Raw genomic sequence first — 24,222 nt, 5'->3', positions numbered from 1 at the left:
CGATCCGATTGACTGTCACGGAGACGAGCGCGACCGACCCGGTAATCAGTCCTTGCAAAAACACGAACCAACCCACACCAATGGCAACAACACATTTTGAATCCCACCGTTACCCCATAGGGAAGCGCCACCACTCGCACTCAAGGCGTTTCCAAGACCCTAAAATCCTTCCATGATGCCCTTAGAACCAGTCGGACTCATACACAAATATCTAATCTGAAAGTTCATTGTCAGCCTTTTTCATGACGGTTTTATGCCCCGTTGACGCAACAGCATCAAATCACCCTGCCACCCCTCTTTTAATCCCATTCCCGCCGAGTTTTTCCACCTCTAATCCTAGGCAGTAATCTGGCTAGATACAATCCTCATGTTTGGTTCAAACCAGTTGATCGGAGCACCTCTTGCTTGCGCTTCGTCTTCATAAGATTTGCAATACTCCTCCAATATTTGAGATCCAGAGATTTCGATACGTCCCCTCTCATCGACGTAGATTGAAGCTACCGTTATGGTAAGAACCACCGACATTCTTGTTTTTCGCTTCAGCTCTATATCTTAGCGTCATTATAACGTTTGTTTACTATCTCATATTGACGCATCTGAAAATGCTTACGTGAGTTCATGATGAGTGAATGGAGTTGGAGCTGGCGCAGCGCATAACGATCCTAGCTTCGCAGGTGCTTACGTGGCCCAAGGAAACCTCACAAGACAAGAACGAGATCTTGGGCGGGGTCTGCCGGGTCACCGGCTGGTATCGCGACCATGCCCACACATCGCGTTGCTAATACAACATTAAGCCGACCTGCTCGAATTAGCCCGCCGCGGGCCCATCCAACGCAAAGCCACACGTAACGCCATCCGCCTTTCGCGCACCAAACCTACCGCCCGGGCACCTTCACATGAGTCAACAGGATCGAAGGATTTCATCTACTAAGCGACGTCCGGGTCGGTGCCTGCTATTCGCCACGTGGCTACCGAGTAGCTTTGCCGTGTGCTGTCTTTCCTTGCGGTGACCTTTGCCTCCAGTGCCGTCCGCGGTCACCTGATAGCTATCACCGGAACTAGTATATGTGGCTCACCTGGGGAGAGGGTCCCCTACCCGACCGATAAAGACCACTCGGTCGTAGCTTTGAAATGGGTGGTACTGCCCGTCGTCTTCCACACTGCGGCCATAGAGGAGTCTCCTGATCTCTACTTAAACCCAAGCCCGAGATTGCAAGGCAGGGCTCATCACCCGTCTGAGCGCATCACTAGTCTCACGACTACCACCAGAGTATTTCGCTCAGGGATCATGCGCCCATGACAGTCTCGACGACGAGCACCACATTGAGAGCTGATACCGCCGCCACAACGGTCCACGCGATAACGGCCATAACGCGCCCATTTGCCCACTGACCCATCAAACGCCGATCGCCGGTGAACCGGGCCAGCGGCACCAAAACGAGCGGCAACCCCATGCTCAACAGCACCTGGCTCCATACGAGAGCCCGAGTCGGATTAGCGCCGGATGCCAGGATGATCAACGCTGGGATAATCGTCACCAGTCGCCGGACAAGCATCGGCACCCTTATATGGAGTAGCCCGGCCATAATCTCAGCCCCGGCATAGGCGCCGACTGAGGTCGAGGCCAGACCTGACGCGAATAACCCCACTGCGAAGATGAGCCCCACTACCGGCCCCATTGAGTCACTCATGGCTGCATGAGCCTCAGCTATGCCGTCGATCCCCTCAATGCCTTGCAGACTCGCCGCAGCCAACAGCAGCATCGCGATATTCACAGATCCAGCCAGCACCAGAGAGACCGCAACATCCCATCGAGTTGCCCGCAGCAGCGTGGCGATCCGGCTTGGCCTGTCGGCAACCCCGTGGCGATCGCGCACCAGAGAAGAGTGCATGTACACCGCGTGGGGCATGACCGTAGCACCCAGCATCGACGTGGCGAGCACGACGGTTTCCGTACCTTCAAACCGGGGCACTAGACCTGACGCGACCCCTCCCCATGACAGCGGTGATAAGACAAGACCGGCGGTAAACCCGATAGTGATGACGACGAGCATCCCGATAATGACGATCTCGAAGGTGCGCTGACCATGACGCGACGGGATCGCCAAGATCGCCAGCGACAGCGCCCCGGTAATAACTCCGCCTACGATCAGTGGGAGCCCGAACAGCAGTTGCAGAGCCACCGCCCCACCAATGACCTCCGCCAGATCAGTCGCGGCGGCGACGAGCTCGGCCTGGAACCAGTAAGCCAGACGGCTACCGCGACGCGGTAGCGCCTCCCCGACAATCTCGGGCAAGGAATGCCCAGTAACCAACCCCAGTTTGGCAGACAGGTATTGCACCAGCATCGCCATTACGTTGGCGACGACGAGCACCCACACCAGCAGATAGCCGTAGCCTGCTCCGGCATCCAAGTTCGCAGCGACGTTACCCGGATCGACGTACGCCACGGCCGCGACGAACGCCGGCCCCATAAGGCGTATCAGTCGAGAATGATTTTGCACGCAGCCATCATGCCCCATGACAAAACAACCGCGCGAAAGCCACGGTTGCGGAGGACCTCCACGGCGTCAGAATCCACCGACGGAACGATGTGGCGAACTCCTTGACCCCGTAAGGTCATGAGGGTGAGCACCGCTATCGCCCCCACCCGACGCCCACCCGGACGTCTGCGTCGTGGTTATCGGTGGCTGCACACCCATCCGATGGTCCTCGATTCGGTGATGGCCTTGCTCGTCCTCGTCGCCGCATTCGCGTCGTGGGGCCACGACACCAGCCATGACACCGCTCACAGGGTATGGATGGCACTGTGGGTGCTGATTGTTTGCACGTCCTGGATTTGGGCCCGCACCAAACCGGAAGTAACTGCCTCAGTGCTGGTTGCCTCACACATCCTTCAGCTGGCAGTACACCCGTACCCATCACCGCAAAACGCCCTGGTTCCGCTCATCCTGTACCAGGTATCACTGAAAACTGGCCCGCTCCGACGCAGATTCTGGCTGGCTATGTGCCTCGTCGGACCGGTTTCCGCCGGGGTAAGCTGGGGATTCGCCCCGACGACCTCCGAGTCCATCGGTTATGAGACCCACCTCATCCGCTCCTCCGTCATCACCATCGCGTGCATGGCCTGCTGTTTAGCAGCATGGTTTGCCGGCAGCGCCGTGCGGGACCGACGTCAAACCATGGAAGCGTTACGTCAACGCGCCGTCGACCTGGAGCGCGAGCGCGACCAGAGCATCAGGCTGGCCACCCAGGAGGAACGAGCCAAGATCGCCCGGGATATGCACGACATTGTCGCCCATTCCTTATCAGTCATCGTGGTGCAAGCAGATGGTGGCGCCTATCTGGCTCACCACGAAGAAGCCGGAGACGTCGAGACCCGGCTAGCGGCCAGTGGGCAGGCCCTCGACACGATCGCTACGACGGCCCGCCACGCCCTTGACGAGACTCGATGCCTTGTCGGTGTACTGCGTGACAACGACTCTGACCCGGAGCTGACCCCCACTCAAGGCATTGACGACATCCCCGGCCTCGTCAAGGAGATGAAGGGGGCCCTGGCCATCACCTTGACGATCGAGGGCGGCCCGGAATGCCACGAACCGCTCTCCCAAGGCGCCGAACTCGCCTGCTACCGCGTCGTCCAGGAAGCCCTCACCAATGTCCTGAAACACGGCGGTCCGGCGGCGACCGCCCATGTCACTATCAGCCACCACCCCGATGACGTCACCCTGGAGATCGTCGATGACGGTTGCGGCGCTGGCGTCACGGGCATCGAGCGCGCCGACGGGGCAGGGCATGGTCTGGTGGGGATGCGAGAACGAGTGTCCGCTTGGGGTGGCACCCTTGAGGTGGGGAGTCGCCCGGACCACGGGTTCCGAATCCTCGCCGTCATCCCCACCTATTGATCGTCAGTTTGAGCCCCAAAGGACCACGCCATGACCGACCCGATCCGACTCCTCTTGGCCGACGACCAGCAGATGGTGCGCGCCGGGTTCCGCCTTGTCCTTGACGCCCAGCCAGATATGTGCGTCGTTGGGGAGGCAAATGACGGAGCCGAGGCCGTACAGCTCGTCGACGAGCTGACCCCCGACGTCGTCCTCATGGATATCCGGATGCCCGTCCTTGATGGTTTGGGCGCCACCGAGAAGATCATGACGAACCACCCTGAGGCCAAGATCCTCGTCTTAACAACCTTCGACCTCGACGAGTACGTCCATTCTGCGCTGCGAGCCGGCGCGTCCGGGTTCATGCTCAAAGACGCTGGACCCACCGAACTATTAGCCGCCATCCGCGCTGTCCGTGACGGTGACTCCGTCGTCGCCCCGTCGGCCACCCGCCGTCTCATTGAGAGGTTCATCCCCCGTCAGTGCGAGGGGGCTCCCGCCATGACCGACCTGAAACTCGTCGAGACCCTTTCAGACCGGGAGCGTGAGGTGCTCACCTGCGTCGGCGAGGGGCTCACGAACGCCGAGATCGCCGAACGGCTCTACCTGGCCGAAACAACCGTCAAGACCCACATTGGCCACATCCTGTCGAAGCTCGGGCTGCGCGACCGCGTCTCCATGGTCATCACGGCTTATGACGCCGGTCTGGTGCGTCCTGGTCGCTGATCTTTCGGGCGACCGGGATACTGCCGTAGACGGGCAGCATCCTCCTGCGGTAGGAGGGGCGAAACCACTCCAGAGACTGATGCGTGACGAGGGGGAACACCCATAGCGTCGAAGTGTTGTTCAACCTCGACACAGGAGTTTCCATGTCTGCCTCAGTGACGGCCGCAACCACCACGGCGTCCCGCACGGTCTCGGCAAGTGCGGTTCGCACTCTCGACCTCACTAAGACGTACGGGTCCGGAACGACCCTCGTAAGGGCCCTGCGGTCCGTGACCCTCGACATTCCTGCTGGGCGATTCACCGCGATCATGGGAGCGTCGGGTTCGGGCAAGTCGACCCTGCTGCACTGCATCACCGGGCTCGACTCCCCCACTTCGGGCCGAGTGTGGATCGGTGATACCGAGATCACCCACCTCGACGACGACGCCCTCACCAAACTGCGTCGCAAGCACGTCGGGTTCGTCTTTCAATCCTTCAATCTCATGCCGACTCTCAGTGCCGCTGACAACATCACCCTGCCGCTGCGTCTGTCGTGTACCAAGATCGACAAAGCATGGTTCGACCACATCACCGGGATGCTCGGTATCACCGAGCGCCTGGGCCACAAACCATCGGAGATGTCTGGCGGCCAGCAACAGCGCGTTGTCATCGCCCGCGCCTTAGTAAGCCACCCCGACGTCATCGTCGCCGATGAGCCGACCGGCGCCCTCGACTCCGAGGCCAGCGACGATCTGCTCACCTTCCTGCGCCATTGCGTCGACAATCTTGGTCAGACCGTCGTCATGGTCACCCATGATCGCGACGCGGCTACCAGGGCTGACGGCATCGTCACCGTTGCCGACGGCCAGGTCTCGACCACTCGCAGTCAGGAGGCGCTGGCATGATCCACGAACGTCGTCGTCTCATACCCACGATGATCGCCGTCATCATTGGCGTGGCCTTCGTGGCCAGCACGCTGATGTTGATGGACTCGATTAAGGCCTTCACACTGCGCACCCAGGCGGCAGCTGTCGGGGACGCCGCCGCAGTGGTGACCGCTAAGGAATCCTCAAAACCTATCTCGTTGGCGACTGCCAAAAAGGTCGCCAAGGTGCCCGGTGTGACCTCGGTTGAGCAGACTCGTGAAGTTTTCCTGCAACGCACTGATAACGGGCAGGCCGCCTTCGTCAACGGTCATCTGGTCCCGGCCCATCCCAACCTGATCAAGGGCCGTGCACCAACCAAGCCGAACGAGGTAGCCGTCAACCAGTCCACTGCCGACAACAACGCCGGGATTGGGTCGAAAATCACCGTCCACGACCCCTCCCGAGACGGCGCGAAGTCCATCACCCTCACCGTGGTCGGTGTCCTCAGCCCGGGCGCCCGCACCACGGCTACCCCGACTTCCCCGGAAATCTATCTGATGGACGCCTCCCTCGCGAGCATCAGCGGCCAGTCCGGTGCCAGCATCTTGTACGTGAACTCCGACCGTCGCGCCACACAGGTCGTGCAAGACGTCTCGAAAGCCGTCGGCACTACAGTGACGGTCCGCACCGCCAATGACGAGCGAGCTCATCAGGCCGATCAAGCCTCCCATGGATTCGCAGCCATAACGACCTTCATGGGGGCCTTTGCTGTGATCGCACTGGCTGTGGCCGCCATGGTGATCGTCAACACCTTTACGATCCTCGTGGCACAACGAACTCGCAGCCTCGCCTTGGCGCGCTGCATCGGTGCCACCCGAAAGCAGGTACAACGCTCGGTTCTCAGGGAGGCACTTATTGCCGGTCTCATCGGATCGGTCGCCGGAACCGCACTAGGCATTGGCGCCACCCAGCTCATGCTGATGGGTCTTAAAGCTTCTGGGTCCCCGATCGACGCCTCGGTGAGCGTCACCGTGATGTCCTGCGTCATCCCCATTCTGGTGGGTGTCGTCGTTACGACTCTGGCTGCCCTGCGTCCGGCGCGCCGCGCCACCAAGGTCGCTCCAGTGGCGGCCCTCCAGCCGGTAACCGAGACGCCCACTCGCCAAATCGGACGAGTCCGCGTCGTACTGGGGACCTTGCTCTTCCTCGCCGGTGCTGCCCTCGTCGTCATCAGCGCAGCGAGCGATATGGGGACGAAGAACGCCGTGATATGCGGGGTTGCCGGCGGGTTTATCAGCTTCGCCGGAGTGCTCGTGCTGGCCCCTATCCTCATCAGCGGCCTGGGTCGAGCCATCGGTGCCGCTCGCCTTGGCGGGGTCCCCGCAGAGCTGGCTGTCGAGAACACCCAGCGCAACCCGCGCCGTACTGCCACGACGGCTTCGGCCCTGCTCATCGGCGTCACCCTCATCGCTACCGTGGCGACGGGTGCAGCAACCGGCCGGGCCTCCATTGGCAAGATGATGAACGGACACTTCCCCGTTGACGCCACCGTGAGAACCCAGAGCCCGCTCAACAACGCGACCATTCACGAGGTGAAAAAGTCCGACGGTATCTCCCAGGTCACCACTGTCACGACGGTCTCTGGCACGGTCGAGGCCGGCGGCAATGCCACCAGGGTCGCCCTCCAAGGGGTGTCTTCGGAGTTCCCCAAGGTCGTCCGTGACGAGTCCACCGCACAGGGACTCGACGACAACCATGCTGTGGGCGCCCTGTCTGGGGTCGCCGATGGCAGCAAAATCACCATCACCGTTAATGGTAAAAAGGCCAACCTGACTCTGATGCGACACGGCGAGGAAAACGACGGACTCATCGTCACCCAGGGCGTCGTCGCCAAACTGGCGCCCCATGCCCAGCCTACTGAGATTCAGGTGCGCTATAGGGACAGCACCGACCAGTCCAAAGCCACCCAGGCGCTCTCGAAGTCGATGTCGGCCCACCCAGGAGTGACGGTCACGTCGACGGCCGATCAGAAAGCCCAGATGGACAAGATCATCAACATCATGCTCGGGATGGTCGTCGGATTGCTGGTGATATCGGTCATCATCGCCATGGTCGGCGTCGCGAATACCCTGGGTCTATCGGTAGTCGAGCGCACCCGCGAGATCGGACTGCTACGCGCCCTCGGCCTGACTCGCGCACAGGTCCGATCGATGTTCGGCAAGGAGGCGCTCATGCTTTCAGGCATCGCGGCGATCCTGGGTATCGCCTTGGGCATCGGGTACGGCATCGCCGGATCCTACGCCCTGTTCGGCTCCCTCATGACCGTTCAGACGTCCGTGCCGTGGTTGCAGATGCTCATCGTCGCCTTCGTCGCGGTGCTGGCCGGATGGCTGGCATCCGTGATCCCAGGACGCCGAGGAGCCAAGGTTAAGCCAGCCGTCGCGCTAGCTGAGGAGTGACCATAATCGTGTCCTGCGACGGATAAGTGAGACTCACAGCAGACCCTGCTGCTGCAAGGCCGGGATAACCCGGTCAAGCAACAGCGGGGCCTGTCGCGCGTCGTCATGGCAGTGGTCGAGGTCGGTCCACTCGTACTCGACAATCTCGGAGTCCGGGGTGGGCTCCGGCCAGGCCTTACGCCAGTTACACAGGTAGACCGCACACCGAATGCCGTCCGCATCGCGATTGGCTGCAGGGGCGTCGAAAGTACCGAGGTGGGTCAAATCAGCAGGGTCAAGGACGAGGCGGGTTTCTTCCCGAGCCTCGCGGGTGGCGGCCTCCAGCGGGGTCTCTCCCGGCTCGATCTTGCCGCCTGGCAAGATGACGTGATCAGCTCCCTTCTTGCGGACGTTAAGGCAAGTTCGGCCTCGCATCAGGCACACCGCGGCAAGGTTAAGTATCACGCGGTCAGGGTACCGGCACCCCGGCACCACCCGCAGAGCCACCACTGCATTGACTGAGGTCACGTTCACCCCTCGACCAACACGGGCCCCTGCCGAGACTCACCTCTAAACTCACAGACCGTGACCGAACCCGACCAGCAACTGCATCGCAGTTTGCGCAACCGACACATCCAGCTCATCGCCTTGGGTGGCGCCATCGGAACCGGTCTGTTCTACGGAGCAGCCGACTCGATCGCGGCCGCCGGACCGGCGGTCATCGTCAGCTACCTCGTTGGGGGCATGGTGATCTACCTCATCATGCGAGCCCTTGGTGAGATGAGCGTCCACAACCCGACATCGGGTGCCTTTAGCGAATACGCACACCGATGGTGGGGAGATCTCCCCGGGTTCATCTCCGGTTGGAACTACTGGTTCAACTACATCTTCGTATCAATGGCCGAACTCTCGGTGGTCGGAATCTACATCAACTACTGGTTCCCAGCCGTCCCCCGGTGCGTGTCAGCGGCGGTACTGCTCATCATCGTCACCACCGTCAACCTCCTCCACGTTCGCGCTTACGGAGAAGTGGAGTTTTGGTTCGCCATCATCAAAGTCGTCGCAATCATTGCCATGATCGTCCTGGGGCTGTGGATCATATTCTTCGGCACCCACTCCACTTCAGCGACTGGCATCGGCAACCTGTGGCGCAATGACGGATTCTCGCCTCACGGCGTCACCGGAATGCTCGCTGGGATCATCATCGTCATGTTCTCCTTTGGCGGCACCGAGCTCATCGGCATCACCGCCGGTGAGGCCGAAGATCCGCAGCGCTCCATCCCCAAGGCCATTAACCGGGTCGTCGGACGCATCCTGCTGTTCTACGTCGGTGCCCTCATCGTTATGGTGGCGATCGTCCCATGGACGAAAATCAACGGAAATGCCAGCCCCTTCGTCCAGATTTTCGACCTCGTCGGGATCCCGGGAGCGGCGGCCATCCTCAACCTCGTCGTCCTCACCGCAGCGATATCGGCGTATAACTCTGGTCTCTACGCCAACGGACGCATGCTCCACGCCTTGGCCCATCAGGGGGATGCTCCAGCCTTCCTCGGCAAGGTTAACAAGGTCGGGTCACCATGGGCCGGGGTGCTCCTATCTAGCGCAGTGACGGCCATCGCGGTGGTCGTCGTCGGGCTGCTGCCGGAGCAGGCGTTCATGTACATCATGTCGATCGCCATAATCGCCGCCATCATCAATTGGGCGACGATCATCATCACTCAGGTATTTTTCCATCGCCGACTCGACACCGAGTCCCGGGCTCACCTGCAGTTCACTATGCCCGGAGCCCCGGTGACCAACTGGATTGTGCTGGCCTTCCTGGTACTCATGGTCGTCGTCATGACGATCATGCCGCCCTACCGGATCGCGGTGGCTATCGGCCCCATCTGGCTAGCTGTCCTGACCCTCGGGTGGCGGCTCTCACGGCGCCGTCAGACCCCGTAACCCGGCACTAGGTCCGATCGACAACTCAGACCAGCACGATCACCTGCACTAGCAGAATCTTGACGATCGTGCCCAGCGCGAAGAGGGCACCGTAGGCCGACTCGATCCGTTCGTCGTTAACGAGGGAGTTAGCGTAGCTGAGAATGGCGGGCTGACCGACGAAGCCTGCGAAAGCTCCCGTGGCGCGCTGGGCCGACAGCTTCATAAACCAGGCCGCCACGATGACGATCGCGCCACCGAGGACCAAAGTCACTGCCGAGACGCCAATAACCGCCAACCCTGTCCAACTCGCCGCCTGGGACAGGAATGCCGGACCGGAGGCCAATCCGACACAGGCCAGGAAGATCATGAGACCGAGCTGACGCAGGATCGCGTTCGTAGCATGCGGCAACTGCCAGCGCAGCGGCCCCGTACGGTGGATCGAGCCCAAAATCATACCCATGACGAGCGGCCCGGCAGCGGTTCCCAACTCGAACTGCAACCCTCCAGGCAAAGCCACCATGAGAGCACCAAGCAGTAAACCGAGGGCAGCGCCCAGCCCCAAGGACAGGGCATCTACTTGGGAGACGCGAGCTTCAGAGTCACCAAAGAAGTCCGCAGCGTCGGAAAGGCGATGAGCTGGCACGACGCACAGCACCCGGTCGCCGGGCTGCAGGACGATGTCGTCGCGGGCCAACATATCGAGGTCACCGCGACGCACTCGCGTCACCTTGCCGCTGGTTCGCCCGCGCACATCGATGCTGCCCAGGGTATGACCCACCAAGGCGGGGTTAGACACCAGGAAGCGTCGGAAATCAATCTCGCGGCGCTCGTTGGTAAGGGTGCGCTCCGAGACGTGTCCGAGGTGCTTGACGGCGCGATCAACGTCGTCAGGGTTTCCGACCACCAGCACCTGGTCGCCGACATGAAGGTCGTCGTCAGGGGCGGCCAGCCGCATTTCACCGTCGCGCAGCAGATAGGACATCCGAATCTGATCGTCGTTGAAGCCTGGGGTCTCCCGGATCGACGTCTCCCGGTCAACGACTGTCGACACCGAGGTAAGTCCAGCCTCAGCCATCGAGGTGTTGTCCTTGGCGGCGGGCCAACGCCGCTTAGCAATGAATGCGACCATGATAAGCCCGACAACAACACCCACCGGATAGGACAACGCGTACCCTACAAGAGTGTTCCCAGCCCCGTGAGTAGCCGTCGACGCGGCGTCAATAGCCGGTGAGGTGAGGACGCCGGCGTACAAGCCCGCGACGTGGGCCGGAGTTAAGCCGAATAGTCGTCCCAGGCCGAGTCCGGCTACGGCCATCACTGCCAACCCGACAACACCGGCGAGCATGAGGCTCCACTGGCGTTTGAGGTCGGACAAGAAAGTCGATCCGGCAGCCAGACCGACGGTGTAGCAAAACAGCACCACGCCCAGGCCTTTGGTCATCCCGAGATTTTGGCCGAAGCGAGGGTCGAGGGCCCCGACAACCAATCCCATGAACAGGGCTCCAGCGGCACCGAATCTCAACGGGCCGAACTTGATTTGGCCTAGCAGGGCGCCGGAAGCCAGGACAATGAGGATCGTCAGCAGTTGATGCGTGGCGAGGAAGTCGGTCAGTACTGTCATGAGGCTCCTGACATCGTGCCGACGCTCCCGCCACGACGGCAGGATGCGTCGTCGCAGCAATCCCGGTGGTCCGGGGTCTAACTCATGAATTGTAGGACTTCACTCAGACACAGACGCCGCACACAGCCGCACAGATCGATTCCGCGCAACGCGAGGGGGTCACGACGGCACCCGTGATGCGCTGAGCAGGTGCAACGTCAGGGCTTGACGATGATGTGGATCGGGTTGCCCTGGTAGGCAATGGTCCGATCCGCGGCGTGAAAACATTCAGCAAGCATGGTTTGTGTCACCGTTGATCCTTTGTCAGCGGACCGACCTCATTGCCGACACTATTTGATAGGGGAATATGAACGGAGCTATTCCTCACCTAAAAGTCGGGTGAAGATTCGGCTACGGCACGGTGCCCGATGTGGGCGCAACACACTCCCTGAGCTAAGCTCCTGCCTGCGCTTCCCGGCTTCCCAGGCCACGGAACGGACGTCACTCCCCTGCCACATGCTCAGTTTTCGCAACCTGAGCGGCTAGGTTTTCCGGAGCTAACTCGGCGTGCTCAAACTCAGTACTGATCGGCAACCTCAACCGCAGATCCGTTCCGACGCACACCTCGACCAGACCGTGTCCCAACTGGAAATCCACGACGTGGCCGCCATGATCCCGAGAGTCCGTGACGAAGTGCACGTGACACCCCGGAACCGAAATACCCTGCTGATAAACCGGAGTGCGGAACCCAACGAACACCCCATTAACGTCCTCACTTCGCACAATCTCCTCGCCATTAGTAGCCTCCACCATCGGCCGATACGGCTTGGACTGTTGCACGACAGTGCGCGTCATCACCCAGTTGACGAACCCAGTAATCCGCAACGCATACATGTAATTCGCACTAGGTAGTACCTCATCAATAAGTTTGGAAATCTCGGCTCGCATCATCGGTGAGTGGACCTCGAGCCGATGGGACGGCACGAAATTCGTCACCATCGCGTACGGCGTCCTAGCCCCGAACGGCGCAGGACGACTCATTCCGTCCCCTCGCAACTGGTAGCAGTGCCCATCCAGGATAACCATCTCGCCGTCAAGGGCATTGAAAGTCCCCAATCCGAAAGAGCCGTGAGACAGCAATTCACCGATCGTCATTTCATCCTCATAGACCCCATCCATGAGAGAGGAGATGAGGCTGGTCTGAAAGAACTCGTGCCTGTTCACGCCGTCACCCTACGGGTTCACTACCCTCGTCAGGACAGCTCGGCCTCCACAGCCTCGGCCAGCACCTTATGCCCTTCCTCGGACGGGTGATCCCCGTCGTCCATAAGCAGTGCTGTGTCATCACGGTTACCATCTGCCCCCTTAAACGGAGTACGGACGTCGACGTATACCACTCCAACCTCGTTGGCGATCTTCTTGACGTTGGCGTTGAATGCCTCAGTGACCATATCGGCCACCTTGACGTAGTCGGGCCCCTTGTTACGTCCAGCTTTGCCGTCAAACCCTACATTCCAATACCCGGTGACGACAACAGTCGCCCCCGGCGTGCTCATGCCGGCCTTGACGCGTTCCAGGATCGTCCGCACTCGACCGGTCACATCGTTGACATCATCAGCTACACACGACACATCGGAATGGGCGCACTGACCCACGAGCGTGTCAAGATCAAAGTCGTTTGCCCCAATCGTCACGATGACTAGATCAGACGTTTCCAGCAGGGATTTCGTACTGTTGGACTCAAGCTGGGTCAACACATCAGCGGTCTTGTATCCCGCTACCGACTCGTTACGCACCGCAGCTTTCACCCCGGCTTTACGCGCCATATCGGTGCCGACCCTCTCAATGAACGTCGTGCAGTTGGTACATGGACCGCCCTGCGGCACCGAATCACCCAAGCCGAGGGTCGCCAACGTTCCCCCATGCCCTGTCACTTTCCGGGTGGCGTACGCTGCCGGAGTTGGGGCCGACGTCACCGCCGACGAGACAGCAGACGATGCGATCGTGCCCACTGCTAAGTTCGACACGCTCGCGGCATCGGATATATGGCGGCCCTGGAATACTGACCCGAAGGCATGGGAATTGGGTCGCAACCCGATCGCGATTCCTGCCACGACTACCACAGCGACCATAACGCTGAGAATCCTAAGAATTCTCTTCATACTCTCATCATGCCTTGCCCAACCCCACCTGTCTGCATCTGGGAGTGGGAATCCGATTTGCTTTTAGCGGATCCGCAGCAGGCCCACACCCGCCTATTGTGATCCGAGGTCAGCCGCGGTGGGCAGGCAGTGCCAGCTGGGCATGAACGACCGTTCGGCCCATATGCACGCGGCCGGTCGACTCTGCGGTGAAGACCCTCGGGTCCTCACCGCCCTTGTAACGCGCCGCTTGCATCCCTCGCACGGTGTCGGTGAGCTGATCCACCTGCTCCGACAGCTGCTCGATCCGACGCTCCATCTGGAGGATTCGTCGGATCCCGTTGAGGTTAATCCCCTCTTCCTGGGACAGGTGCTGGACCATCCGCAAGGCGGCAACGTCACGCATCGAGTATCGACGCCCCCGCCCGCTGGTGCGCTCGGGTACCACAAGTCCGAGCCGATCGTAGGTGCGTAGGGTCTGAGGGTGCATCCCGGCAAGCTCAGCAGCCACCGAGATGGCGAAGATGGCAGCGTCCTTGTCGATCACCGCAAGATCGACAGCGTCGGACAAGTTCCTGCTGCGCCGCACCATCTCACTTCACCTCCCATGGTCGCGGCGTGGCCTGCCGAATAGTGTCGCGAAGCCTCTCCACAGCCTGACGGGAGTTGTCGTCAAGATTTTCCGGCACAGCTATCTCAACGGTGGCTAGCAGGTCACCCTTGCTGCCATCGGAACGCGGCACACCGCGTCCTCGCACTCGGAAGGTGCGTCCATTCGGTGTCCCGGCGGGGATACGCAGTCGGACGGTCGCCCCCGTCAAAGTGGGCACCTCAACCTCGGCACCCAACGTAGCCTCCGGGAAAGTTACCGGCACGGTGACGGTGAGGTTGTGACCGTCGCGGCCAAAGACCTCGTGAGGACGCACCGCCACCTTGACGTACAGGTCACCGGCCCTCCCGCCGTTCTCGCCAGGGGATCCCTTGCCCTTGATACGGATACGCTGACCATCCTCCACCCCGGCAGGAATGCGGATCTGCATGGACTTAGTGGACTTAGCCCGTCCCGATCCATGGCAGACCTGGCAGGGGTCCTCAACAACCATGCCTCGTCCGTGGCAATCCGGGCAGGGTTCGGTCATCTCGAACACCCCGCCGGCCGAGCTGGCGTGCATGCCTGACCCTTGGCAAGTCGAGCATACCCGCGGTACGGTGCCAGCCCTGGCTCCGGTCCCCCGACATGCCTGACAGGGGGCTTGCGAGACCATGTCCATAGTGACGGTGGTCCCAGTCACGGCGTCGTCGAAGGAGATCGTCGTCTCCCCTTCAACGTCAGCTCCCCGACGTGGCGACCGGGATGCTGTGCGACGTCCTCCAGTAGCCCCAAAGAGATTGCCAAACAGGTCACCGAACCCGTCCCCGTTGGAGGCAGTACGCAGGAAGTCCTCCACGTTGACGTTGGTCTGGGTTCCACCTCGTGGGAACCGGAATCCACCTGCTGATCCGAACAGGCTACGAGCCTGGTCGTACTCCTTGCGCTTCTTGGCGTTCGACAGCACGTCGTTGGCCTCTGAGGCCTCCTTGAAACGAGCCTCAGCGGCTTTATCACCAGGGTGGGAGTCGGGATGGTTGTCCCGGGCGATCTTGCGGAACGCTTTCTTAATCTCTTCGGGCTTCGCGTCCTTGGAGACACCGAGAATCTTGTAGTAGTCCTTCTCGGCCCAGTCCTTGGTACTCATCTAGTTCCTCCCTCCCTAGCCATCGTCGGGTTTGTCGTCATGGCCGCTTCATCGTTGTCGGCCTCGATCGCCGTCAGTCGTTATGCGGCGTCTCGTCGTCCTCGTCAGCCTGAGCGGACTCGCCATCCGCCTGGGCGGACTCATCGACCGGGGTGGCGTTGGGGTCGGGATCCGAAACGGCCACGCGGGCCGGGCGCAGGACGCGATCGCCGAGCTTATAACCGGGCTGCATCACCTGGCTGACGGAGGTGACGGAGACCCCCTCCATCGGCATCTGCATCAGTGCCTCGTGGAGGTTCGGGTCGAAGGCGTCACCCACTTCACCGAAACTGGTCAGCCCGTGATTATTGGCGACCTTCTCCAGTTCATCGACGACGAGCTTGAATCCGCCCTCAACCTCACCGTGCTGACGAGCCATGGCGATTGAGTCGAGCACCGGCATGAGGGCAGTGATGACCTTATCCACGCCGGACTGACGCGATAACGCGCGGTCACGGTCGACGCGCCTCTTGTAGTTGACGTATTCGGCCTGTAGACGCTGCAGGTCCTCGGTACGCTCGGCCAGCAGAGCCTCCAACTGGGACTCGCGGGACAGTTCTTCTGGAGCCTGCGAGTCAGTGGCCGACTGATCAGCGTCGATGTCGACGTCACCAACGATGTCGGCAAAGCGCTCGTCGACGTTATCGTCGCGGTTCTCGTCGGCCTGGTCATCGTCAGGATTGACGTTCTTATCAGTCATCTGTGCTCCTCCACGTGAGTGACGACCGCCGGGCCGTCGTTTTGGCGACCCGGCGGCAGGATTGGGGGCAGGCCGTGGCCCCGGTCACTTCTTCTCGTCCTCGTCGTCCACGATCTCGGCGTCCACGACGGTGTCATCGCCGGACTCCGAGTTGGCCGACTCGGAGTCCTGACCCTGCGGGTTCTCGGCCTGAGCCTGCTGAGCGGCAGCGTAGATCGCCTGACCCATGGCGGATGCCTTCTGGTTGAGGTCGTCCATGGCGGCCTTAACCTCGTCGTCGTTATCGGTGCCCTTCAGGGTCTCCTTCAACTTGGCGATGGCCTCGGTCACCGGGGCCTTAGTGTCCTCAGGAATCTTGTCGGAGTTCTCGTCAAGCAGCTTCTCGGTGCGGAAAGCTAAGGCGTCAGCCTCGTTACGCATCTCGACGGCCTCGCGACGCTTCTTGTCAGACTCGGCGTTAGCCTCGGCCTCTTTAACCATGCGGTCAATCTCGTCCTTGCCCAAGGCGGATCCGCCGGTAACAGTCATGGACTGCTCCTTGCCGGTGGCCATGTCCTTGGCGTGAACGTGGACGATACCGTTGGCGTCAATATCGAAGGACACCTCGATCTGCGGGATGCCGCGCGGGGCCGGCATCAGGCCGGTCAGCTCAAAATTGCCCAGCGACTTGTTGTCGCGGACGAACTCGCGCTCGCCCTGAAAGACCTGGATCATCACCGACGGCTGGTTGTCCTCAGCAGTAGTGAATACCTCCGAACGCTTGGTCGGGATGGTGGTGTTGCGCTCAATGATCTTGGTCATCACGCCGCCCTTGGTCTCGATGCCGAGGCTCAGCGGGGTGACGTCAAGCAGCAGCACATCCTTGACCTCACCCTTAAGGACACCGGCCTGCAGGGAAGCACCGAGGGCCACAACCTCATCAGGGTTAACGCCCTTGTGCGGCTCCTTGCCAGCAAGCTCCTTAACGAGCTCGGCGACGGCCGGCATACGGGTCGAGCCACCCACGAGGATGACCTCATCAATCTGAGAGACGTTGAGACCAGCATCTTTCATGACCGCGTTGAACGGGGTACGGCAACGCTCAAGAAGGTCAGAGGTCATGCGCTGGAACTCGGCGCGGGTCAGCTTTTCGTCAAGGTGGAGAGGTCCGGCGGCACCAGCAGTGATGTAAGGCAGATTGATGTGGGTCTCAGAAGCCTGCGACAGCTCAATCTTGGCGCGCTCGGCGGCCTCTTGCAGACGCTGCTTGGCCATCTTGTCAGCAGCCAGGTCGATGCCGTTGGCGTTCTTGAACTGGGTGACGAGCCAGTCGACGATGCGCTGGTCCCAATCATCACCGCCAAGGTGGTTATCGCCATTGGTGGCCTTCACCTCGAAGACGCCGTCGGAGATGTCGAGCAGGGAAACGTCAAAGGTGCCGCCGCCGAGGTCGAAGACCAGGACGGTCTGTTCCTTGTCAGCCTTATCGAGGCCATATGCCAAGGCGGCTGCGGTGGGCTCGTTGACGATGCGGTCAACAGTCAGACCGGCGATCTCACCGGCTTCCTTGGTGGCCTGACGCTGAGCATCAGAGAAGTAAGCCGGGACGGTGATGACGGCGTTGGTAACCGGCTCGCCGAGGTAAGCCTCAGCATCTCTCTTGAGCTTCTGCAGGATGAACGCACTGATCTGCTGGGGCTTGTAGGTCTTATCGTCAACGCCCATCGTCCACGTCTCACCCATGTGGCGCTTGACGGAGCGAACGGTGCGGTCAACGTTGGTAACGGCCTGCCGCTTGGCGACCTCGCCGACGAGAGTCTCACCGGAGTTAGTGAAAGCGACCACCGACGGGGTGGTACGGGCACCCTCAGCGTTCGGGATGACGGTGGGCTCGCCGCCCTCGAGGACAGCGACGCACGAGTTGGTGGTTCCGAGGTCGATACCGACTGAACGGGCCATGGTTGATTTCCTCCTGATGGACGAATGTTCTTGGGAGTACATTCCCTTGAGCGACTTCGACTCAACCTTAGAATCTGAGTCGCTAACACTCAAGTCGACGTTGGCTGATTTTTCATGAAGTTGAGTTCGCCAGGCTCAACTGATGGGCTGTCGGATGTATTCCAGGCCCCTCGACGCTCGCGTCAGGGCCCACCTCGTCAGACATTCAGAGCCCACTTTGTCAGACCACAAAAATGCCGGACGACAAATCCGTCCGGCAGTTCATATCTACACCTCAGTGAAAGTACGGGATGAGCAGGTATAACCCATACAAGACGATGAGGCCTGCGACGCCAATAGCAGTCCAGCCCAAAGCCACCAACCCAGCGGCTCCGTCGCTGCCAGCTTCCGTGCGCGCATGTGCCCGGTCCAGCATCACTGCCCCACCCGAAACGATGGAGACGATAAGAACAGTAGCCGCAATGGTGACGATGGACACCAGTCCTAAGGAAGTCCAATCGATATTCATGCTGCAGTCCCTCCGGCAACGGCGGAGCCCTTACGGACGCCCACCTGGGTGGAGTCGTTAACGTTCCTATGGTCAACCTTGTGCTGATTGGCCTGACGGACGATGAGTGCGGCCATGATAGCCAGCAAGGCCAGATCGACAATGACGCCCCAGGCACCGACACCGGCAATAGCTGAGGTGACAGCGCCAACAAGGGCAGCAGCGGGCAGGGTAACGAGCCACGCGATGACCATCTTTCCAGCGGTAGCCCAGCGAACCTCAGTGCGACGACCGATTCCCGAACCCAGGATCGAACCCGAGCAGACGTGGGTCGTCGATAGGGCAAAACCCAGGTGCGAGGAGGCCAAGATGGCAGCCGTGGAGGCCGTCTCGGCGGCGAAACCCTGCGGAGACTCGATATCACATAGCCCCTTGCCCATGGTCCGCATGATGCGCCAGCCACCCGAGTAAGTGCCTAATCCAATGGCACAGCCGGCAGCCAGGATCACCCACCATTCTGGGCCAGTGCCAGAGACCTGATAGCCAGCGGAAATGAGAATCAGAGTAATGACGCCCATCGTCTTTTGACCATCAGAGGTGCCGTGAGCGAGGGCAACCATGGAGGCCGAGACTCGCTGACCGTTGAGGAATATTGGCGAGGAGTGGTCGGTGATGCGGTAGGCCAGCCAGGTGGCAAACAAGGCCGCAACACCAGCAACGAACGGGGCAACCAAGGCTGGCAGGATGATCTTGCTCATGACCTTGCCAGCATTGATGCCGCTCATGCCAGCCTCAACCAGCACAGCACCGATAAGGCCACCAAAGAGGGCGTGGGAGGAGCTGGATGGCAAACCGAACAACCACGTCGCTAGGTTCCAAATGATGGCGCCGATAAGGCCAGCGAGGACCATGGGAGCGGTAACCAGGTGGTCGTTAACAATACCGCCTGAGATCGTCTTGGCAACCTCAGTCGACAGGCAGGCACCAATGACATTGAGCACCGCCGCGATCATGACGGCCACCCTAGGCTTGAGTGCTCCGGTTGCCACCGACGTCGCCATGGCGTTGGCCGAGTCGTGGAAACCGTTAGTGAAGTCGAATGCCAACGCCGTCACAACGACGATAACCACGATTAACAGAGTCGAACTCATGCAAGATCCTTCGTGCGGGCCGTAACGCCCCCGGACGGCAAGCTGGGATCCCCCGCCCCTCACCGGGGCGGAGAGGACGGTCGACCAGAACCCGGGAGCAGTTCCAGCCAGCTGACACGTTACCGCGCCCGGGGCATCACTCATTCCCCAACCCCATCACCACTGTGGGCACAATGGCGGTTCCGCCCCCACACTGTTGCCAGGGGTCGGGTAAGCACGCACCGAGACGGTCAACCCTAAGACCACAATTCATGACGCACTTCGGCTTCACAGCTATGCTCGTGCGTTATGTATTCGGTACATTAAAGTAGTCTTTCACCAACGAAAGACAACCAAGAAACTACAAATTCTAATTACACCTCTTCTTTTTTACGGCGGCGTCATTCTCAGGTATAGGAGTTCCCTCATCCCCCGCAGAGCACCTCCGGAACAATACGACATTTTTAACCCATCGAATACCTCCACAATCTCCAAAATACATCGGAATAGTCAGCGTCAAAGCCTGGATAATACCCAATTCCATCGACACCGTTTAGCCCATGCCAGCGGAATCCAAACCAGTGACTATTCAGCCTTCATGATCTCAACCAATCATAACCAGAACGCCGCGGCAACCCCCACCAACAATGGTAGTCAAATATCGCTCATCTCTTCCTCGGATCACGTTGATTATCACACCACCATACCCGATGGCGATCTGATAAAACTTCGCATAGATGGTTTTACATTACTGGCCTACATCGAGACCCCGTAGGAACGATAGCTACATCATGGGCGGTCGACACATCGGGACACCAACTGCCCACCCGGTGATACGAGGTTCTCCCAGATGACATCACCCGCCAATATGTCGACTTGCGCGGAGCGTCCTTTCCAATCGTGGTTGACCCAACATGATGGCAGTGGACCAAGACCGCTCCAACAATCCCCCACGACAAGCTTCCATCCTCCACAAAACGCAAATTCATCCAATTTAGCCCGGAAAAGACAAGAAAGAAGTGACAGTACTGTTGAGATTCTCCCGAAACCAAATATGAGACGTTTCGGAAGGTGCGAGCCGTGGGCAAATCTTCAAGGAAACTAACCAGACAAAAACATCAAAAGCTAATTCCACATTGACATCCAGCGAATCCCATGATGTCGGTGGCCACCTTAACGACGATCATGTCAGCACTTTAGATCGTCACGAAAAAGCCAAATCTCTTCCTCATACACAAAGACCATGGTGATTGTTCACCTGTAGAATATTGATTCTTTCGGAAACCTTGACCGATGAAAAAGACGGCAAAGAAAAAGATAGAAAACGGGAATAAGTATCATCGACCTCGTCAAAGGTTGCAGCCATCGAACCAAGCCAACCGTGTGGGGCTGATCGCATGTGTGCAATCAGCCCCTTCCCTGGCAGGAACGCAACCGGGCCCGAGCGTGCATGGCAATCCTGGTCACAACCGCCCCGCCTGCCACCCCAGGTAGCACGTGGCTGGATTCTGGACATAACCGCCACAAACTCGATCAGCCCCCTCGCGTCCACCATGAGGCATTAGCCACAGGTAGAGTGAACCTGCCCCCAACCGAAGGAGATTGGCATGTCCCCCAGCCCGTCGGCCACCGACTTGGCCCACCTGATCGATCACACCTTGCTAACCCCCGAGGCCACCCACGACGACGTCACCAAACTGGTCGCTGATGCGAAAGAGTACGGAACGTGGTCGGTGTGCGTGTCGCCGTCGATGCTGCCGCTGGACCTCAACATGGGTGACGTCCACCTAGCCGTCGTGTGCGGGTTTCCGTCGGGCAAACACACCAGCGCAGTAAAGGCTGCTGAGGCTCGCGAAGCCGTCACCGCTGGGGCTGACGAGGTCGACATGGTGATCAATCTTGGGCTGGTAAAGGAGGGGCGTTGGGAGGACGTCACCGCCGACATCGCTGCTGTCAAGCAAGCTGTTCCGGATCCAAAGATCCTCAAGGTCATCATCGAGTCGGCCGTACTGACCAGCGACGAGATCGTGCGGGCGTGCCAGGCCGCCGAAAAGGCCGGTGCCGACTTCGTCAAGACCTCAACGGGCTTCCACCCGAGCGGCGGCGCAAGCGTTGAGGCCGTCAAAATCATGGCCGACACAGTCGGTGGGCGACTGGGTGTCAAAGCGTCAGGTGGCATCCGCGATTACCAGACGGCATGCGCAATGGTCGAGGCCGGGGCGACGCGTCTAGGAGTTTCCTCGACCGCCAAGATCCTTGCCGGAGCTCCCAAGGTGTGACACTGTACGCGGTATCCGCACTGTCAACGCCCAGGCTGGGTCGACTCCGGAAAGACCTGAGCCGGCCCCTCGGCAGCAGCCTCGCGACGCTTCCAATTGAGCAACCACGAGACCTCGTTGCACAACAGTTGGCGCCGCGACGCTGAATAGTACGAGCGCGGTGAATGACCCAGACCGTCATATACAACACTATTGCCCATCACCCAGCACATTGGGTGGAATTCCTCGCCGGTCTCATGGAAAAGCAGCGGGGTCGCGAGTGGATTGACGTCTAAGTCAGAGTAGCGCTCGTCATAGACCACTACCTGCTCAACACCGCGCAGAATCGGGTGATCCGCCGCTTCGGGCATGGGCTCAAAAACCGCATAGGATCTCTCGGGATGTCCGCTCACCCCCAGTACCCACTTACCGCCAAGGATGGACGGCCACAAGTCCCAGTCACAGAAGGTGTTACACGCGGTATGTAGCCCGAGGACCGGTTTGCCGGCCTCGTGATGTTCCAAGATCTCGTTATGAGCACGCGACCATTCCGGAATGTAGTCCCATCCTTCTTCCGGATCGCCACCCCCAGTATTGACGATGAGCAGGTCCGCGCCTGCGAGGTGATCCAAAGCCTCCGGCTCCGAACGCCTCACCTCCACCTGATGACCCCGCTCAGTCAAGATCTGGGAGACCGCCTCAGAGGTCGCGTCGAAATCGTGGATGCCGTCCCCATAACGCCCAGCCCCCGACAAAACGAGAATGTGCCCCATCAGACTTCCTTCCTGATCCTGGGTGAGCCAAAGGATCACACTAGGAGGCTCACCCGCAAAGGGCGAACCAGGTGACGCATAGCTTGTTGACATCTCCTCCTGAGGCCAGAACAACGATATTCCGGGACATTCGCGTCCTGAAGGCGTCGTCAGCCTTGATAAGCCTCAATAGTGATGACAACTCCGTCACCGAGATCGACCGAATCACCGATGGACAAATCGATGGTCTGACCGCTCTCCAACCGCAGCGGATCCTGACCGATGCGGTGAACGACGGTCCCGTTTGTCGAGTGCATATCCGTGACTTCGATACCCCACTGGCCGGGAGCAACCCTGACGTGAGTACGGCTGATGTCTTGCCCTGGCGACGGCACCCGCATGACGTCCTCGCCATTCTCGCCGCGCGGAGCGCGCCCAATGAGAACGGGACGGTTAAGGTGGGTCACCTCTCCGGTGCTCGAGACAAGGGTGGCAGCCGCAGCATCCGGCCGCGAGGACAACTGGCTGATCGTCGATCCCGACGCGATGCGCCAATCGCCGTTGTCGTGGGAATCGCCCTGAGGGTGGTCGAACTGCCGCGGACTGTCGGGCTGCCTCGCAGCAATATCTGGAGCAAAGGCTGCGACGACGTCCAACGACTCCGGTTGCACACCCACCGGCTGGGTGCCGGCATGAACTTCACCGTCAGCGTGTACCGATTCGTCCTGGGACTGATCGTCGCCGGCATTACCGGCCTCGTCCCGCGCGCGAGCCGAAGCAACAGCATCACCAGCAGCGGCATCCTCACCGCCAGGCTCCCAGGTTCCACCAGTTGTAGCGGGAACGGACGGCTCAGAAACCTCGCCCGGGGCCGGAACCGCCACGAATCCGGGAGCACGCTCCTCATCGTCGGGGGCCCCGCCTGATTCGGCAACCTCGCCAGTCCCGGCGGAGCCCTCAGACTCGTCAGCCTTCTGCGCCTCTTCCAGCTCGGAGGTCCACGGTTTGGGCGCTCCGTCGGTCAACACGCGAGGCCGATGGACCTCGTCGGTCTCCGGCACGACGAGGGGTTCAACGTTGCCAGTGGCATCGATGACGAGTTTGCTCGCCTGGGCGACACCCAGCAACAGTGGCATCGACAGCCCCTGCTCAGCCTGCTCCATCTCGACGACGACGGTAGCCGGGTTTAGCTTCTTCTCACTCCACGTCAACAGCCCATCACCATGATTGACGATCTCGCCAGTGGATGCATCCTTGACGACGATCTGGCCACGCGCCAGGGAATGCATCTCCCCGCCCACCCAAAAGAACAGCCCCAAGCTTGGCATCTTCGCCAGCCCGATCATCGAAAGGGTTTTAACAAGCGATTCGGGATCCTCGGCCTGTGCTACCTGTCGCCAGATGGACGACACCAGGCCTGAGTGGCGTGGGGCGGCCGGCTGCATGACGACGAGGCTGCTCGGCCCGGCTAGCACCACCCAGGAACCAGAGGTGTAGGTGGCACGCCAAGCACCGAAAGTCTGGGACATTGATCCTCCAGAAGTCGAGGCACGGTTGGGGCCATTATTCCGCGACCGCGGGTCCCGAGTCGACAAAACCGTCCAATCGGACGCGAATTGACC

The 24,222-nt window shown here is 60.3% G+C and carries 19 protein-coding genes; 6 read left to right on the top strand and 13 right to left on the bottom strand.

All coding sequences use genetic code 11. The features are described from left to right. Positions 1 to 1,286 precede the first annotated feature (1,286 nt). Complete coding sequence (locus F1563_RS09495; protein WP_002528019.1) at positions 1,287 to 2,474, bottom strand: Nramp family divalent metal transporter; 1,188 nt, start codon at positions 2,472 to 2,474, stop codon at positions 1,287 to 1,289. A 231-nt stretch (positions 2,475 to 2,705) separates the two neighbouring features. On the opposite strand from F1563_RS09495, the gene F1563_RS09490 reads away from it, so the two are divergent. The 4 genes from F1563_RS09490 (at position 2,706) to F1563_RS09475 (ending at position 7,914) form a co-directional block, all read left to right on the top strand. After that, entirely contained in the window at positions 2,706 to 3,905 is a 1,200-nt protein-coding gene (locus F1563_RS09490) for a sensor histidine kinase (RefSeq protein WP_002546628.1), read from the top strand. A 30-nt stretch (positions 3,906 to 3,935) separates the two neighbouring features. After that, positions 3,936 to 4,610 carry a response regulator transcription factor gene (locus F1563_RS09485; RefSeq protein ID WP_002528022.1) on the top strand — a complete coding sequence of 225 codons (675 nt, stop codon included), beginning with the start codon at positions 3,936 to 3,938 and terminating at the stop codon, positions 4,608 to 4,610. Positions 4,611 to 4,753: 143 nt separating this feature from the next. After that, a complete protein-coding gene (locus tag F1563_RS09480; RefSeq protein ID WP_172623662.1) occupies positions 4,754 to 5,494 on the top strand; it encodes an ABC transporter ATP-binding protein in 741 nt (246 codons plus the stop codon). After that, positions 5,491 to 7,914 (top strand): ABC transporter permease, encoded by a 2,424-nt coding sequence (locus F1563_RS09475; RefSeq protein WP_002528024.1) that lies wholly within the window; start codon positions 5,491 to 5,493, stop codon positions 7,912 to 7,914. Before F1563_RS09480 ends, F1563_RS09475 begins: the two co-directional genes overlap by 4 nt. Before the next feature lie 33 nt (positions 7,915 to 7,947). Here F1563_RS09475 and F1563_RS09470 read toward each other — a convergent pair whose 3' ends face one another. Continuing rightward, positions 7,948 to 8,328 carry an NUDIX hydrolase gene (locus F1563_RS09470; protein WP_172623691.1) on the bottom strand — a complete coding sequence of 127 codons (381 nt, stop codon included), beginning with the start codon at positions 8,326 to 8,328 and terminating at the stop codon, positions 7,948 to 7,950. A 150-nt stretch (positions 8,329 to 8,478) separates the two neighbouring features. Between F1563_RS09470 and F1563_RS09465 the strand changes: the two genes are divergently transcribed. Beyond that, positions 8,479 to 9,837, top strand: coding sequence for an amino acid permease (locus tag F1563_RS09465; RefSeq protein WP_002528026.1), 1,359 nt, complete (start codon positions 8,479 to 8,481; stop codon positions 9,835 to 9,837). A 25-nt stretch (positions 9,838 to 9,862) separates the two neighbouring features. On the opposite strand, the gene F1563_RS09460 is transcribed toward F1563_RS09465, so the two are convergent. The 9 genes from F1563_RS09460 to F1563_RS09420 form a co-directional block, all read right to left on the bottom strand. Further along, positions 9,863 to 11,440, bottom strand: a complete 1,578-nt coding sequence (locus F1563_RS09460; protein ID WP_002528027.1) for an aspartate:alanine exchanger family transporter — start codon at positions 11,438 to 11,440, stop codon at positions 9,863 to 9,865. A 480-nt stretch (positions 11,441 to 11,920) separates the two neighbouring features. Further along, a complete protein-coding gene (budA, locus tag F1563_RS09455) occupies positions 11,921 to 12,643 on the bottom strand; it encodes an acetolactate decarboxylase (protein ID WP_002528029.1) in 723 nt (240 codons plus the stop codon). Positions 12,644 to 12,672: 29 nt separating this feature from the next. Further along, the gene (locus F1563_RS09450; RefSeq protein ID WP_002528030.1) at positions 12,673 to 13,581 is read right to left on the bottom strand and encodes an SGNH/GDSL hydrolase family protein; all 909 of its coding nucleotides are present in this window, start codon (positions 13,579 to 13,581) and stop codon (positions 12,673 to 12,675) included. Positions 13,582 to 13,690: 109 nt separating this feature from the next. Then, positions 13,691 to 14,152 (bottom strand): heat shock protein transcriptional repressor HspR, encoded by a 462-nt coding sequence (locus F1563_RS09445; protein ID WP_149302662.1) that lies wholly within the window; start codon positions 14,150 to 14,152, stop codon positions 13,691 to 13,693. 1 nt (position 14,153) lies between these two features. Beyond that, entirely contained in the window at positions 14,154 to 15,296 is a 1,143-nt protein-coding gene (gene dnaJ / locus F1563_RS09440; RefSeq protein WP_002528032.1) for a molecular chaperone DnaJ, read from the bottom strand. A 73-nt stretch (positions 15,297 to 15,369) separates the two neighbouring features. After that, positions 15,370 to 16,035 carry a nucleotide exchange factor GrpE gene (grpE, locus tag F1563_RS09435; protein WP_002528033.1) on the bottom strand — a complete coding sequence of 222 codons (666 nt, stop codon included), beginning with the start codon at positions 16,033 to 16,035 and terminating at the stop codon, positions 15,370 to 15,372. An 84-nt stretch (positions 16,036 to 16,119) separates the two neighbouring features. Further along, positions 16,120 to 17,973: a molecular chaperone DnaK gene (gene dnaK / locus F1563_RS09430; RefSeq protein WP_002528034.1), complete on the bottom strand. Its 1,854-nt coding sequence runs from the start codon at positions 17,971 to 17,973 to the stop codon at positions 16,120 to 16,122. 274 nt (positions 17,974 to 18,247) lie between these two features. Continuing rightward, positions 18,248 to 18,481: a hypothetical protein gene (locus F1563_RS09425; RefSeq protein WP_002528037.1), complete on the bottom strand. Its 234-nt coding sequence runs from the start codon at positions 18,479 to 18,481 to the stop codon at positions 18,248 to 18,250. Then, positions 18,478 to 19,611, bottom strand: a complete 1,134-nt coding sequence (locus tag F1563_RS09420; RefSeq protein ID WP_002528038.1) for an inorganic phosphate transporter — start codon at positions 19,609 to 19,611, stop codon at positions 18,478 to 18,480. Before F1563_RS09420 ends, F1563_RS09425 begins: the two co-directional genes overlap by 4 nt. A 1,586-nt stretch (positions 19,612 to 21,197) precedes the next feature. On the opposite strand from F1563_RS09420, the gene deoC reads away from it, so the two are divergent. Continuing rightward, the gene (gene deoC, locus F1563_RS09405; RefSeq protein WP_002528044.1) at positions 21,198 to 21,869 is read left to right on the top strand and encodes a deoxyribose-phosphate aldolase; all 672 of its coding nucleotides are present in this window, start codon (positions 21,198 to 21,200) and stop codon (positions 21,867 to 21,869) included. Between the two features lie 23 nt (positions 21,870 to 21,892). Here the strand turns inward: deoC and F1563_RS09400 are convergent, their stop codons facing one another. Beyond that, positions 21,893 to 22,621 carry a ThuA domain-containing protein gene (locus F1563_RS09400; protein WP_069181737.1) on the bottom strand — a complete coding sequence of 243 codons (729 nt, stop codon included), beginning with the start codon at positions 22,619 to 22,621 and terminating at the stop codon, positions 21,893 to 21,895. 149 nt (positions 22,622 to 22,770) lie between these two features. Beyond that, positions 22,771 to 24,129, bottom strand: coding sequence for an FHA domain-containing protein (locus tag F1563_RS09395; RefSeq protein ID WP_149302659.1), 1,359 nt, complete (start codon positions 24,127 to 24,129; stop codon positions 22,771 to 22,773). Positions 24,130 to 24,222 lie beyond the last annotated feature (93 nt).

This window comes from Cutibacterium modestum (assembly GCF_008326345.1).
Lineage (GTDB): Bacteria > Actinomycetota > Actinomycetes > Propionibacteriales > Propionibacteriaceae > Cutibacterium > Cutibacterium modestum.
This window is presented reverse-complemented; position numbering and strand designations above follow the sequence as displayed.